This window comes from Paenibacillus sp. 276b (assembly GCF_900107875.1).
Taxonomy (GTDB): Bacteria; Bacillota; Bacilli; order Paenibacillales; family Paenibacillaceae; genus Paenibacillus; species Paenibacillus marchantiae.
Genome location: NZ_FNRR01000005.1, coordinates 17,206 through 31,460 on the forward strand (window position 1 = coordinate 17,206; position 14,255 = coordinate 31,460).

11 protein-coding genes are annotated in these 14,255 nt (G+C 49.6%); 8 read left to right on the forward strand and 3 right to left on the reverse strand.

Annotated elements, in window-relative coordinates; translation table 11 throughout:
* Positions 1-10: 10 nt before the first annotated feature.
* Entirely contained in the window at positions 11-916 is a 906-nt protein-coding gene (murQ, locus tag BLV50_RS22285) for an N-acetylmuramic acid 6-phosphate etherase (RefSeq protein WP_090810070.1), read from the reverse strand.
* Between the two features lie 22 nt (positions 917-938).
* Positions 939-1,901 carry an N-acetylglucosamine kinase gene (locus BLV50_RS22290; protein ID WP_090810072.1) on the reverse strand — a complete coding sequence of 321 codons (963 nt, stop codon included), beginning with the start codon at positions 1,899-1,901 and terminating at the stop codon, positions 939-941.
* Between the two features lie 361 nt (positions 1,902-2,262).
* Between BLV50_RS22290 and BLV50_RS22295 the strand changes: the two genes are divergently transcribed.
* The 7 genes from BLV50_RS22295 (at position 2,263) to nagZ (ending at position 10,313) form a co-directional block, all read left to right on the forward strand.
* The gene (locus BLV50_RS22295; RefSeq protein ID WP_072734989.1) at positions 2,263-3,615 is read left to right on the forward strand and encodes an ABC transporter substrate-binding protein; all 1,353 of its coding nucleotides are present in this window, start codon (positions 2,263-2,265) and stop codon (positions 3,613-3,615) included.
* Positions 3,616-3,670: 55 nt separating this feature from the next.
* Positions 3,671-4,594, forward strand: coding sequence for a carbohydrate ABC transporter permease (locus BLV50_RS22300; protein WP_063568019.1), 924 nt, complete (start codon positions 3,671-3,673; stop codon positions 4,592-4,594).
* Between the two features lie 64 nt (positions 4,595-4,658).
* Complete coding sequence (locus tag BLV50_RS22305; RefSeq protein WP_062322342.1) at positions 4,659-5,492, forward strand: carbohydrate ABC transporter permease; 834 nt, start codon at positions 4,659-4,661, stop codon at positions 5,490-5,492.
* Between the two features lie 49 nt (positions 5,493-5,541).
* Complete coding sequence (locus tag BLV50_RS22310; RefSeq protein WP_090810074.1) at positions 5,542-6,651, forward strand: ABC transporter ATP-binding protein; 1,110 nt, start codon at positions 5,542-5,544, stop codon at positions 6,649-6,651.
* 30 nt (positions 6,652-6,681) lie between these two features.
* On the forward strand, positions 6,682-7,392 hold the full coding sequence (locus tag BLV50_RS22315; RefSeq protein ID WP_090810078.1) for a hypothetical protein: 711 nt from the start codon (positions 6,682-6,684) through the stop codon (positions 7,390-7,392).
* Positions 7,392-8,558 (forward strand): exo-beta-N-acetylmuramidase NamZ family protein, encoded by a 1,167-nt coding sequence (locus BLV50_RS22320; RefSeq protein WP_090810080.1) that lies wholly within the window; start codon positions 7,392-7,394, stop codon positions 8,556-8,558. Before BLV50_RS22315 ends, BLV50_RS22320 begins: the two co-directional genes overlap by 1 nt.
* Before the next feature lie 69 nt (positions 8,559-8,627).
* Complete coding sequence (gene nagZ / locus BLV50_RS22325) at positions 8,628-10,313, forward strand: beta-N-acetylhexosaminidase (RefSeq protein WP_090810082.1); 1,686 nt, start codon at positions 8,628-8,630, stop codon at positions 10,311-10,313.
* 120 nt (positions 10,314-10,433) lie between these two features.
* On the opposite strand, the gene BLV50_RS22330 is transcribed toward nagZ, so the two are convergent.
* On the reverse strand, positions 10,434-11,789 hold the full coding sequence (locus BLV50_RS22330; RefSeq protein WP_063568023.1) for a serine hydrolase domain-containing protein: 1,356 nt from the start codon (positions 11,787-11,789) through the stop codon (positions 10,434-10,436).
* A gap of 309 nt (positions 11,790-12,098) precedes the next feature.
* On the opposite strand from BLV50_RS22330, the gene BLV50_RS22335 reads away from it, so the two are divergent.
* Complete coding sequence (locus tag BLV50_RS22335; RefSeq protein ID WP_063568024.1) at positions 12,099-14,072, forward strand: methyl-accepting chemotaxis protein; 1,974 nt, start codon at positions 12,099-12,101, stop codon at positions 14,070-14,072.
* Positions 14,073-14,255 lie beyond the last annotated feature (183 nt).

The window sequence follows — 14,255 nt, forward strand, 5'->3', positions numbered from 1 at the left end:
TCTGTACGGCTCAGGAAGGACCCGCAATGGCGCTGCGGACAAATCCGTCAGCCAGATCAAGTCTTCGCTGAGCTTCCACGGCGTCCACGCCTGCCATCAGCATGACGATTGCTGTTTTTACATGACCGTCTGCACCGGCAAAAACCTGTTCAATGTCCGCTTCGTTCGCTCCGGTTGCCAGATGGATCATGCGTTTGGCCCGATGGACAAGTTTTTCATTCGAAGGGTTCAGATCGACCATGAAATTACGGTAAACCTTGCCCAGACGAATCATGGCAGTAGTGGTGAGCATGTTCAGAATCATTTTCTGGGCGCTGCCGGCCTTCATACGTGTTGAACCCATGACAACCTCTGGGCCGACAACAGCCTCGATGCTCACATCAGCCAAAAGGGTCATCGGCGTACCTGCGTTGTTACTCAGGCTGATTACAGTAGCTCCGATCTCCTTGGCGTGTCTCATCGCACCCAGCACATACGGCGTCCGGCCACTGGCTGCAATGCCAACCACGACATCGTTTTCGTCTATTCCATGTTCATCAAGGTCTGCGGCTCCCAATTCCTCGCTATCCTCAGCACCTTCAACCGGGTCCTTCACTGCCCTGAATCCTCCTGCAATAATACCCTGCACCATGGAGGGAGGGGTTCCGTAAGTAGGAGGGCATTCCGAAGCGTCAAGTATTCCCAATCGTCCACTGGTACCTGCACCTACATAAAATAGCCTGCCGCCAGATTGAAAGGCCTTCAAAATCAGGTCCGCCGCTTGAGCAATGACCGGAATCAGGGGCTGAATGAGCTCCGCAATCCGTTGATCTTCCTTATTAATTAGCTCCATAATTTCTGCCGAAGGCAATTCATCTATATGATCCGTTAGTGGATTGGGTTGTTCCGTTAGTAGTGAGTTCAGCATGTGATTCATCCGTATGGCCTCCTTCTCTCTTTTAAAATGATTCATTCAAGGAACAGCGTATTCTTGCCAGTTGTGCTGCACCAATCGCTGGAGCAGGGGCATCTTCACGATATACAAAGTCCAACTCTTCATAATATCCCGATAACTTCTGGATAAATGTAGTTCGGAAAAGTGCAGCGTATCGAAACAATGATCCAGACAGGACAACCTGAGTGGATGCAAATTCGGGATGACGGGCAATCAGCGCCTTGGCGGTATCCGCCAATTGTGCGGCCTCATCGATGATCAGTGCCCGGGCGGCCTCATCCCCGGATTCAGCAGCCTCTATAGCCAGACGGGCGATGGATGCGGTCTCGGTTTTGCCCCAATCCGTCTGGTACACCCGTGCCTTTAACTCCGATATATCCCGAAGGTTCAGTTTCTTTAGAAGAAGGGGGGTTAAACGGGTTGGAGGAAGAACACCGTCATAGCTCTGCATTACCACTTGGAGTGCACGCTGCCCAATACGATAGCCGCTCCCCTCATCTCCGAGCAGATGACCCCAGCCTCCTGCACGGTATCGCTCTCCTTCCAGCGTAAATCCGTACACGATGGATCCTGTTCCAGAGATGCACAATACACCGTGAGTATGTCCGAGAGAGGCCATCAGAGCAATCTCTCCTTCGGATACAACCCAGACTGGACACCCTTCTGATCCCTGTCGATTCCGACTCTTCATATAGTTATTAACTGCGTCGGCTATAAGTTGCCGTTCTTGGATCGTATCTACACCTGACATGCCGAGGCATATACCTTCACAATTTGTCGATAAATCACTTTTTAGATCAAATAGCTGTTCCAGCACTCGTTGCAGTTCGGAAAGGGCCTGTTCCAGTGGTACGCTGTGAGGATTTGTGGGACCGCCGCTGAGCCGGGCGAGAATTTCGCCAAACTCAGAAATGATTGCTGCATCAGTATTGGTACCGCCTCCATCTACGCCTACATATACTCGCAAAGTGGCTCACCTCGATTGCTTGAGTTTTCTTTTTACATAGTATAGAGGCATAAAATGAAAAAGTAAAATTAAATTTTATAATAAAAAATAATGTTGAATTTTTATTTCATAGCTCATATAATGAACTCAATCTACAATTTTGGAAGGAATTAATACTGTTAATGTTAACTAAGTTGACGTTAATATTGCATTTAAGAGATTAATCCTGCGTACGTTCAGGTCTAATCCATAAGGGAGGTGCATTTTCCTTACTGCCACGCTCAATAATCTGTTAAGTCGTTTAAGGATGGATGATTTCAAAAGGGGTAGCATGGTTAGGCAATGCAATTATCGGGAGACGACACGCGAAGGAGATGAAGGGATGAAAAAGAAGGGTCTGGTATGGGCAATGTTGTTGATGATGGTCTGGGTTACTGCCTGCGGGAATAGCGGGGGCGCTGCTTCAGATGATCCCAATGCAGAAGATACGGTGACCGTATGGACTTATCCAGTACATGGGACATATGAAGATGAACTGAAGGATCTGATCGTTGATTTCAATAAAGAACACCCGAACATTACCGTGAAGACGGAAATGCTCTCCTGGGCGGAAGGGCCCAAAAAATTCGATGTCGCTCTAAACGCGGGCAACCCGCCGGATCTTTACTTTCATAGTGTAGATGGCACATATGTGAATACGGGATTGGCACTTGAGCTGGACAACTACCTGACACCTGAGATCAAGGATGACTATCTGCCAGGTACGCTTGAATTAGGCCAGATCCAAGGGAAACAGTACGGAATGCCGTTGTATCAATTCCAATGGGCATGGGGTGGCAACAAACGCATTCTCGAGGAAGCGGGTATTGACTGGAAATCCATTCAGCAAAATGGCTGGACCTGGTCCGAATTCAACGCTGCCGCAGCCAAGCTGACCAAAACGCTGGATGGTGGGGCTAAACAATATGCACTGGTTACCGACGGAACCTCGCTTGATTTCATTGAAATGTTGTCCCGAAACAACGGCATGATTGACGTTCTCGATAAAGCTGGCACATTCCAATGGAATGATGGTCGCATTCTGGATACTCTCTCTTTTATCAAAAATCTGATGGATCAAGGTTATATGCCGAAAGAAACGGCTGCTCTTGCTCCAGCAAAACGGACGGATATGTTCTACGCGGGTGAAACGGCGATCATCTCCAAAGCGATTCCTTATTATGATGTGATGATTCAGAACCGCAACAAGGATATTGATGACGGCAAGGTACAAGGGGAGAAAATTGATTTTGTCCTGCTGCCTGTACCGCATAATGATGATCAACCTGCGGCAACAACGATGGGTGGCGAAGGGTATGTAGCCTTCAAACAGAAGAAGGACAAAGGTGAACAGCATGCTAAAAATACGTTCCTGGTTATGGAGGCACTCAGTGGTGCCAAAGCAGGGAACTCGGCCAATGAACTGGCGCTTCCATTCGTAAGACAATCCCAGGTGGATCTGTTTAAAGGAAAAGAACTTGGTCAACCGGATAATCTGGCTGCTGCAAAAGTCATGGCAGAGAATATCGCTATGCCGGTTGTACTGGAACTGGATATCGACAAAGCATCACAGCAAAAACAATTCAAGGAACAAGTTGTGAAGCCTAACATTCAGGCGCTGTTCTCGGGTGAGAAGACACCGGAGCAGATCGCAGAAGACTTCAAGAACAAAGGCCAGCAGATGTTTGGACAATAACTCGGACCATACAACATAACGCAAAACTACACTGATTAGGAGAGGAGGATTCGCCATGCAGACCGCCCTTGCGCCAAAACCGTCTGTGCCCCGGACTTCCCGGGTTGCCCGGTTTTGGCGAGACTACGGGTGGGCGTATTTGTTTATTTTGGCGCCTGTCCTGCTGTTTCTCATTTTCACACTGTATCCCGTTCTGACGGCTCTCGTGATGAGCTTCCAGAAATACAACATTATGAACTCGACGTGGGTTGGATTGGATAACTACGAGCGACTGGTGAAAGATGAGACGTTCTGGAAGTCGATTAAAAATACACTCATCTTTACTGTAGGTACGGTACCGGTCAATATTCTCATTACTTTTGTACTGTCCTACTTCATCTACCAGATGAAAAGCAAGTGGCAGACGTTCTTCAAAGCAACATTGTACCTGCCTGCGGTAGCATCCGGAGTAACCATCTCCATCGTATGGCTGGCGATCTTTGACCCGACAGATTCGGGACTGCTGAACCGCTTCCTTGGCCTGTTAGGCCTTGATCCGGTGATCTGGCTGGGCCAATCGGGAACGGCACTCTTTTCACTCATTCTGATGAACTGGCTCGGATCGCACGGAGCGGGCATTATTCTATATCTGGCAGCCATGGGCGGTATTCCGAAATCACTGTACGAAGCGGCGGATATTGATCATGCCAGCGGCTGGACCCAGTTCAGCAAGATTACATGGCCGCTCCTCAAACCAACGACGCTGTATCTGCTCGTGACAGGTGTGATCACGTCTTTCCAGGTGTTCATATCGGTATATCTGATGACACAGGGTGGACCGAACTTTGCGACAACAACGATCGCTTATCTGATCTATGAGACGGCATTCAAGTTCTATGAGTTCGGATTGGCTTCTGCACAGTCGTTCGTACTGGCGATTATCATCATTGTTATCTCCGTCATCCAGTTCAAATATTTCTCCAGCGATATTGAGTATTAGAGGTAGTTCAAAACACGTACTATTAGAGCACGTTGCATTAAGCATCCGGGGGTGAATGAAATCCATGAAATCAACACAGAAAAAGACACTGCTTGTCGTTGCATCCATTCTGCTGGTGGTTTGGGCACTGGTGACGGTCATTCCGATGTACTGGATGCTAGTCGGTTCGGTGCAGGATAGTGCGATGTCGGCTTCCTTCAAACCGCAGATGATCCCGGAGCAGCTGTCGTTATCACCATATGAGCGCTTTTTTGCCAAAACTGATGCCTGGCGCTGGCTGTACAACTCGCTGCTCATCTCGGTCATTCTAACCGTGACGAATGTATTCTTCGCCTCCCTGGCGGGATATGCGTTCGCCAAACTGAAATTCCCGGGAAGTCAGGCGGTATTCTGGACCTTGCTGGGGACGATGATGATTCCGGCACAGGTGACCCTGATTCCCTTGTATATTCTGATGGTCAACGTGTTTGACCTGGGGGATACGTATACGGCCATTATTCTGCCTGCTGCGGTCAGTGTGGGCAACATTTTCTTGATGAAACAGTTCATGTCAACGCTGCCCACATCGCTGATTCATGCGGCACGTATTGATGCATGCAGTGAGTTCGGCATCTTCTGGAAAGTGATTCTGCCGATGGCGAAGCCAGGGATCGCGGTGCTGGCGATTTTCACGTTTGTAGCTTCGTGGAATGAATTCTTCTGGCCATTCCTGATCACTAACTCCAACGAGATGCGCACCGTTCAGGTGGGGCTGGCTTCGTTCGTATTTGCCGAATCAACGGATTTCGGCGCAATGATGGCAGGGGCAACAATTGGTGCGCTGCCGATGATCATTCTGTTTTTCTCACTGCAACGTTATTTCCTACAGGGCATTACGATCGGTGCAGTAAAAGGTTAAGGTGAACTGTTAGTTCAGGACAAGCGACAACGTAAAGGGGGATCTACCTATGGCACGCGTGGAGTTTCGCCAAGTGCGCAAAGAATTCAAAGACGATCATAAAGGAACGTTCACGGCTGTGGCCGGCTCGGACTTTGTTATAGAGGATAAGGAATTCGTGGTTTTTGTGGGTCCTTCGGGCTGTGGCAAGACGACATCACTGCGGATGATTGCGGGACTGGAAAAACAGACGAGTGGCGATATTGTCATCGGGGAACGGGTCGTGAACGACCTGCATCCGAAGGATCGCGATATCGCGATGGTATTTCAGGATTATGCACTTTATCCGCATATGACGATACGTGAAAATCTGTCCTTTGGTCTGAAAAATCTCAAGAAACCAAAATCCTATATTGATGAACAGGTACAGAATGCTGCCGCCATTCTGGGGCTGGAGGCGATGCTGGAGCGCAAACCGCGCGAGCTGTCCGGTGGTCAGCGCCAGCGTGTGGCGGTAGGACGTGCGATCGTCCGTGATCCGCAGGTGTTTCTGTTCGATGAGCCGCTCTCCAATCTGGATGCAAAGCTGCGGGTGCAGATGCGGGTGGAATTGGGCGAACTGCATAAGCGGCTCGGTGCCACAATTGTATACGTCACGCATGACCAGGTGGAGGCCATGACACTTGGGGAGCGAATCGTGGTCATGAATCATGGAGATATCCAGCAGGTGGCTTCACCGAAAGAATTGTATGCGAGTCCACGTAATATGTTTGTTGCCGGATTTATCGGTTCCCCGGCAATGAATTTCATTGATGCCCGGATTGAAGGCACGCAGGTTGTTGTGGACGGAGCATCATTCACCTTGCCAGAAGATGTACTCGCTCGTCTTCAGAGCTATCAAGCCAAACCGGTGATTATGGGTCTGCGTCCAGAGCATATTTTTGGTGACGATGTCGCTCCGAATATCCCGACAGATCATACGCTGCATGCGCGGGTTCAGGTTGTAGAGCATCTGGGCTCCGAGAATCTAGTGTATTTCCATTCGGGTGCCCGTACCGTTACGGCCAAGGTTCACCCGGAAACACATGCTTATGTAGGAATGGACAAAAATTTTGTACTGGACCTGCGTAAGGCACACTTTTTTGACCCAGAGACGGAACTGGCGATTGGACGGGAATAAGAAACGAGCTGCAAGAAAGGGAGTGTGGGGATGCGTAAGCTGAGTGAAGTGTTGGTAAAGTCGGGGGCGGAAATCTATCGGGATATTATTCCGGTGGCCCTGTACAGTGTTGTCAGCTCCATCGTGCTGGTACCCATTCTGATGTTTGCTCCGCTGCCAATCGCGGTGCTGCTTTTGGCCGTGATTTATATGCCAATCCTGTTCGGTGTCAGTTATGCCGTGCATCACAGGCTGGAACGCAAGGAACGCCGCAATGGTCTTAAGGATATCTGGAACGGAACGATGAAGGGATTCATCCCGGGAGGGGCAGTAGGTGTGCTTTTCGCCGTGCTTGGCTTCATTCTCTGGTCAACCTGGTGGTATTACGGCGGACAGGGCGGGATTACAGGCACAGCGGTGAGCATGTTCCAAACGTTCTTCGTCCTCATGGCGCTGATGTCGCAATTCTATACCTGGCAGCTTGTTTTGCAAAAAAACATGGGCATCATTCAGGCGATGGGGGAAAGTGTGAAGTTATTCTTCCGTCATCCGGGGTACACGATGGGAGCCTGTTTTCAGGGGCTGTGTCTGACGGCTTTGCTAATGCTGACGGTTGTTGGCTTCGGAGCGCTGTTCGCGGGCATGTTTGCCATCTATCAGCATAAGGTCGCCCTTAATGTGCTTGAACCTGAAGAGGAACCTGTCACATCTGGCGGCAATGACCACCAACATACGGGGTGGATAAGCCAGGGGAATGTGTGATGGGTGTAAAAACTGGAGTTGATCTTTTATCCAGCGGGTTATCCCACCCATGGTTAACGGATGCGCGTATTGGCCTGATGACGAACCCCACAGGTATTACGGCCGACTTTGTCTCTACGGTGGATGTTTGTGCCGGGTTGGCAGATGCCAAACTTACAGCGCTTTATGCGTGTGAGCACGGGCTGGATGGTGAGCTTCAAGCTGGTGTTCGATTCGGGGATACGGTGCACCCACGTCTGGGCATCCCTGTGTTCAGCCTTTATGGGGAACACAAGAAGCCTACGCCTGCGATGCTGGCTGAGGTGGATACGGTGCTGTTTGATATTCAGGATGTGGGCGTTCGTTATTACACGTATGCATCCACTCTGTTCCACATGATGGAGGCCTGTGCCGAAGCAGGCAAACGCTTGTTGGTGCTGGACCGACCCAATCCGCTGGGCGGGGATGCGGTAGAAGGCGGCCTGCTAAGCGCGGGGTATGAATCACTCGTTGGCGCTTGGCGTGTTCCTGTCCGCACCGGACTGACGGTCGGTGAATTGGCTCTGTTGGTCAACAGTGAGATGGAGGTGCCCTGCGAACTGGATGTGATAGCAATGGAAGGGTGGCGGCGCTCCATGGAGTTTACGAATTGTGAGCTTCCTTGGATGCTGCCCTCTCCCAATATGCCCACGCTGGACAGTGTGCGGGTGTATGCGGGTACTTGCCTGTTCGAAGGCACCAATGTATCAGAGGGCAGGGGCACGACTCGCCCATTTGAGTGGATTGGAGCCCCCTGGATTGAGGGTGAACGACTGGCGGAACGCTTTCGGGAACACAAATTGGAGGGTGTACATGTGCATCCGGTCTACATGTCGCCAACCTTCTCCAAACATGCAGGTGAGCTGTGCGGAGGTGTGAGGATTTTCGTGACGGATAGCAGGGCACTCCGGGCGGTAGATACAGGTCTGGTGCTTTTGCATGAACTGGCATCGCTCTATCCGGAGCAATTTCGTTGGTTGGAGCCGCCACAGCCGGGTTCCCGTTATTTTATTGATCTGTTGACCGGAGGCAGGAAAGTCAGGGATGTCATTCATGACCGTGAAGAGTTAGTACGCTTGATGGAAGCATGGAATGCAGAGGCAGAGGAATGGAAGGAACGGCGTAAGCCGTTTTTGCTATACCCATAAAGTATGGAATTCATCAATAGAATGTCGCGTAATGTACGGATGATGTTTGTCATGGGGAGGAGGCATGGAATGAGTGAGCCAAAAGAGATATACCCGGTGAAGCTGAAACAGATGACCTTGCGTGAGAAAATTGGACAAATGCTGCTTTGTGGATTTCATGGCACTGAGGCTGCCGGTGATGTGGATGCTTTTCTGCGAAAGTATCCCATTGGCGGCGTAATCTATTTTGCGCGCAATGTCGAGTCACCGGAGCAGGTAGAGCGGCTATCGTTGGGGCTGCAACGGATTGCTGTCGATAGCGGTAATGTGCCGCTCTGGATATCCATTGATCAGGAAGGCGGCATGGTGGCCCGGATTACCGAAGGGATCGCCCTGATGCCGGGACAGATGGCGATTGCCGCAGCAGGTTCTATCGAGGATGCATACCAGGCAGCCTATATCAGTGGGGTGGAGCTGAGATCCATGGGGATTAACATGAACTTTGCTCCGGTCCTGGATGTAAACAACAACGCCGCCAATCCGGTAATCGGTGTGCGTTCATTTGGGGAATCACCGCAGTCCGTGGCAGCGTATGGGGCCAGGAGCATTGCGGGAGTCCAAGATGCTGGCATTTCAGCGACAGCCAAACATTTCCCGGGGCACGGGGATACGGATACTGATTCGCATCTGGATCTCCCGGTCATCCCCCATGATCGGGAACGGGTAGAGCGTGTGGAGCTGATTCCGTTCCGGGCTGCCATAGAAGCAGGTGTTGATGCAATGATGTCGGCACATATTTATTTTCCGGCTCTGGAACCGGAGCGTCTGCCTGTGACACTATCGCGAGCCGTGTTAAGTGGATTGCTTCGTCAGGAGCTAGGGTATGACGGCATGATTGTAACGGATTGTATGGAGATGGACGCGATTGCCGCCAACTATGGCACTGTCGATGCAGCTGTGATGGCGGTAGAGGCCGGCGCAGATCTGGTGTTGATCAGCCACACAGCTCAACTTCAAGCAGGGGCGTTTGAAGCGCTGCTGGCAGCCGTGCAGAGCGGGCGAATCAGCGAGGCCCGCATTGACGAATCTGTAACCCGGTTGCTGAAGTACAAGGCCAAACGAGGCCTGCTGGAGAAGGGAATAGGCACAGGTAATGATGAAGTACACGGTTCGGTGTCGACTTCTCTCTCCGCTGAGGCATCAACTGATCCAGCTTCAGCGAAGCTCCAAGAGCGCAACCACCCGTTACACCTAGAGGTGGCTCGACGAATCAGTGAGAACAGCATCACGCTGGTGCGTGACCAACTGAACATGCTGCCTTTGAAGCCGGAACGTACACTGGTCATAACGGTTGCTACATCTGTGACAACGATTGCCGACGAACAGCTGACTCAGGCGGTTACTCTAGGTTCGGCTTTGTCGCACTGCGGTCTGGATGTGTTCGAAGTAACAGTCACGCCAGAGGAGGTTGCCATTCGTTCTGCCCGTCTGCTTCAATCTGCCGAAGAGGATGACGTTCGCCAGATTGTGGTGGGGACGTATAATGCAGGCAGTGCCTCTGGTGATCCGCAGTGCAGGTTGATCGGCTGGCTGCAGCAATTGGGCAAACCGCTCGCTGTTGTGGCGCTCCGCAGTCCCTATGATCTGCTTGCAATCCCGGAGGTTCAGGTGTATGTGGCAGCTTACGAGAGTAGGCCGCTTGCCATGGATAGCGCCGCTCGGGCGCTGATGGGGCATATTCCTTTTGCCGGGAAACTTCCTGTATCCATTAAGTAGACAGGCGTTAAATGACGAACGAAGCGAAAGTTTGATTCGGAATATGAAGACCAATATAGCAGAAGGGACGATCCTATAATGGACCGTCCCTTCTGCTATATCTAATGGATAATTGCAAAATTATTGCAGATTCAGTGCCTGAGCTGTCTTAGCCTCGACTTTATCCATAAGCGAAGTCATATCCATGCCCGCATGATTGCCGAGCAGAATAATGGTAACATCATCTGTTAAATTGCGTGAGAACGCTGTGGCAAAACCACCGCCGCTACCGTTATGGAACACGGTACGATTCTGATCGCTTTCCTTAAGAATCCAGGCGTAGCCATAATTTTTATCCGAATACGGCTCATACATCTGTTCAATCGTATCCTGGCTTAGAATTTTGTCCGTGTACAGTGCCCGATCCCACTTCAGCAAATCATCCACCGTGGAGTAGATCGTCCCTGAACCTGATTGTGAAACATAATAAGGGGCAGGTACCCACTGCTTATTCTCCGAAACAAACCCGCTGGTCGTATGGACCTTGCGTGAAGCTTCTCCGGAGTTCTTCATGCCGAGTGGCTTCAGAATGGTCTGTTCTACATAATCGGCATAACTCATGCCAGATACCTGTTCAATAACATAGGCCAGCAGAACATAACCACTGTTACTGTATAAATAGGCACTACCCGGTTCGAATTTTAATGTTTTGTGCCGGATTTCCTCTACCGTTTCTTCCAATGAAGTGCCTTCACCTCTGCCAAAGGCGGATGGAATACCTGAAGTTTGGGATAACAGCATATGGAGCGTGATCTGATCTCCCTTTGGTATACCGGAGATGTACTTGGATATTGGATCTTGCACATCGAGCTTCCCTTTTTCCACCAAGCTGAGAATGGAGGCTGCGGTGAAGGATTTGCTCAGAGAGGCAATTCTGGTCTTCTGATCTGGACGATTCAGCGTCTGTTCATCCGCTAGTCCGTAGCCTTGGCGAAGCAGCACTTCGCCATTGCGGGCAATCAGAGCCATGCCTGGAAAATCAATTTCGCGCAAATAGCTGTCTACACTAGCGACTTGACTATTTAATAGGCTCACTTTGTCCGTCTGGATATTAACACTCATCTGCCCTGAGGCTGTACGTTGCACTTTAATATCTGCCTTGAGAGCATTGGCAAGCGCGCGGACAGGTAACATCAGGGTGCCGTTAATGGTGCGGGATTGCACACCGGAGGACAGGCGAACGTGATTAACTTGAATGAAGTCACTGCCAGCTTGGTGAACGAGCTTGTCTCGACCAACGGTAATCGTAGCCGTTTTGGTACGAGCTTCCCACTTCAAGGTGCCATTTACAGAGGTAACCACATCTCGCAATGGAACATACGTTGTACCTTTGTATACAAGGGGTGCATTTTTCCACGATTGCTCTTGACCATTCACTTCAATGTGAACTGTTTGCGTCTCTTGTGCCGCGGATGCCGTGAAACTGGCTTGTCCCATAATAGGGCCTGCACAAAGGATGAGGGCTAACAGAATACGTAACATGGATGAATATAATCTGGTAACAGGTTGTTGCACATGTGACTTGCGTAAGATTCGAATCCTCTCCTTCCAATCGTTTCATGGATAACCAGCTTATGAGATATTGTAAACGATCTCGCAGAGAGGGTCAAAACGAGGCGTGAGCATCATTTTCTATTTCCCTAACAAAAATAATGCAATTTCGATTCATTTTAGTATCCATACATAATATTTTTACTACGTTTGTCCGATAAAAAAGGGGTGAAGATGATGATGGGGGATATTTAAATGAAGAAAAGGATTCGCAATTGGTTTACATTAACGGTTAAGAAACGTCTGATCGCTTCGTTGCTCTTGTTCTTGATTGTACCGAGCATTAGCGTGGGATGGTTGTCTTATTTAAAAGCAGCAGACCAGGTCAGGGAAGAAATCATTCTTTCTGCACAGGCCAAAACGGAAATGCTCAGTCTGCAGATTACTCAAATGCTGGATATGGAGAAGGATAACGCAGCGCAGTTTGCAGCGGGTATTACTTCAACAGATATTATCAATAAATCACCAGCTGTTCAGAGACAAATGGATCGTATGTCCAAAGCTCACAAAGAATTGGGTGTAATAACAGCAGGTGCTGAAGATGGCAGCTGGATGAAATCCCCTGACCCCGGACAACAAATCTACGATCCACGGGAACGCAGCTGGTATACGATGGGTATGTCACAGGATGAACCAATTATCTCGGACACGTTCCAGTCGGTAACCACGGGTGAATGGGTTGTCACCGCAGCTGCCAAGCTGGCCGATGGTAAAGGGGTAATTGGAGCCAATGTAAGTCTCAATTATTTGAAAGATTCCGTTGATAAGATACATATTGGTGAAAAGGGAAAACTGTATATGCTGGATAACGGAGGGAAGTTCCTGTTTCATTACAATATCGAATCCGGTGTGCAGTCCAATGAGAGCTACATTAATGAGATGTATAAAAAAGATCAAGGAACTGTAAAGTACACGTATGATGGACAAGAATTGGAAGCCGTATTCTATACGAATCCAGAAACAGGCTGGAAAATTGTCGGTGAGATGGTTCCTTCTGAAGCAGCAGATGCGGTAAGACCGATCTTGATTCGTGCCTACACTCTGGTAGGGACCTCGTTGATCATTGGTATTATTCTGCTTGTGTTCATTATTCGCAGTATTCACCGTCCATTGTTGCAACTAACGCAAGCAGCATCCAAAGTAAGCGCGGGTGATCTGACAGTTCGTGTAGGTTTACAGCGCCGTGACGAGTTTGGACAACTCGGGGCAAGCTTCGATACCATGACATCTTCGCTACGTAACGTTCTTGGCGAAGTGCATGATACATCAAGCCAGCTAGCGGCATCCTCTGAGGAGCTGATGGCGAGTTCTGAACAGACATCCAGAGCAACGGAACAGGTTGCCGAATTGATGCAGGATGCAGCGGCAGGAACGAACAAACAAAACGCCAGCCTTGCTGCAACGGGCCAACTCGTCGGTGAAATGTCTATAGGTGTCAAAGAAATCTCATCGAGTGCTGAAGACACGGCTCGTATAGCTGTAGAAGCATCTTCCAAGTCCGAAGCGGGTATGGTTACGGTGGAAGAGGCGGTTGCTCATATTCAGAAGGTGAATAATGAGAGTGAGGCCATGGCTGCTGTCATTCAGGATCTTCGAGCGAAAAATGAAGAGATTGTTGAGATTGTGGCCGAGATTACCAACATCGCCAAACAGACCAATATCCTTGCCTTGAACGCATCCATTGAAGCTTCAAGAGCAGGTGAACAAGGTCGAGGCTTTGCTGTCGTTGCCAATGAAGTAAAATCGCTAGCCAACAATTCGGGCAGTGCAGCTGAACGTATTAATGAACTTATGCGTGAGATGCAAGAGAAAACGAATGCGGTACAGTCTACCTTTGCCCGTACAGGAGAAGGCATGATTAAAGGTACGCAAATGATTACGGAGGCGGGAGAGGCCTTCCAAAATATCCGTAGCGCCGTGCAGTTGGTTGCTGCACAAGCTGGAGAAGTGTCGGCAGCTTCCCGTCAGATTGATGGAGGCATGAGTCATGTGTCCAAGGAAGTGAATGATACCATTGAATTATCCAATCAAATTGCCTCAGGAACCGAAGATGGTTCAGCTGCTGCGCAGGAGCAGCTGGCTACGATGGAAGAGGTTGCAGCTTCTTCTGCGGCATTGTCTCGCATGGCTGAAGATCTGCAAAGCCTGATTGAGAAATTCAAGTTATAGTTCAATAGCATTTCTAGAAGAAGACTGTGGGGGTGAAACCCTTCAGTCTTTTTCTCGTTGGTGATTTATCGTTAATCAACGGTTTATGAACGCTCGGAACGGATCTGTTCTGTAAAAGTGAATCTGTCTTTCCCTGAATGTCTCATCCTGTGGTATATTTCTAAATTAAAAGTAATCTACATG

Excerpts from the sequence above, each read along its gene's own strand:
- murQ (WP_090810070.1), bottom strand. The coding sequence starts at position 916 with ATGAATCACATGCTGAACTCACTACTAACGGAACAACCCAATCCACTA.
- BLV50_RS22295 (WP_072734989.1), top strand. The coding sequence starts at position 2,263 with ATGAAAAAGAAGGGTCTGGTATGGGCAATGTTGTTGATGATGGTCTGG.
- BLV50_RS22300 (WP_063568019.1), top strand. The coding sequence starts at position 3,671 with ATGCAGACCGCCCTTGCGCCAAAACCGTCTGTGCCCCGGACTTCCCGG.
- BLV50_RS22305 (WP_062322342.1), top strand. The coding sequence starts at position 4,659 with ATGAAATCAACACAGAAAAAGACACTGCTTGTCGTTGCATCCATTCTG.
- BLV50_RS22310 (WP_090810074.1), top strand. The coding sequence starts at position 5,542 with ATGGCACGCGTGGAGTTTCGCCAAGTGCGCAAAGAATTCAAAGACGAT.
- BLV50_RS22315 (WP_090810078.1), top strand. The coding sequence starts at position 6,682 with ATGCGTAAGCTGAGTGAAGTGTTGGTAAAGTCGGGGGCGGAAATCTAT.
- BLV50_RS22320 (WP_090810080.1), top strand. The coding sequence starts at position 7,392 with ATGGGTGTAAAAACTGGAGTTGATCTTTTATCCAGCGGGTTATCCCAC.
- nagZ (WP_090810082.1), top strand. The coding sequence starts at position 8,628 with ATGAGTGAGCCAAAAGAGATATACCCGGTGAAGCTGAAACAGATGACC.
- BLV50_RS22330 (WP_063568023.1), bottom strand. The coding sequence starts at position 11,789 with ATGGGACAAGCCAGTTTCACGGCATCCGCGGCACAAGAGACGCAAACA.
- BLV50_RS22335 (WP_063568024.1), top strand. The coding sequence starts at position 12,099 with ATGAAGAAAAGGATTCGCAATTGGTTTACATTAACGGTTAAGAAACGT.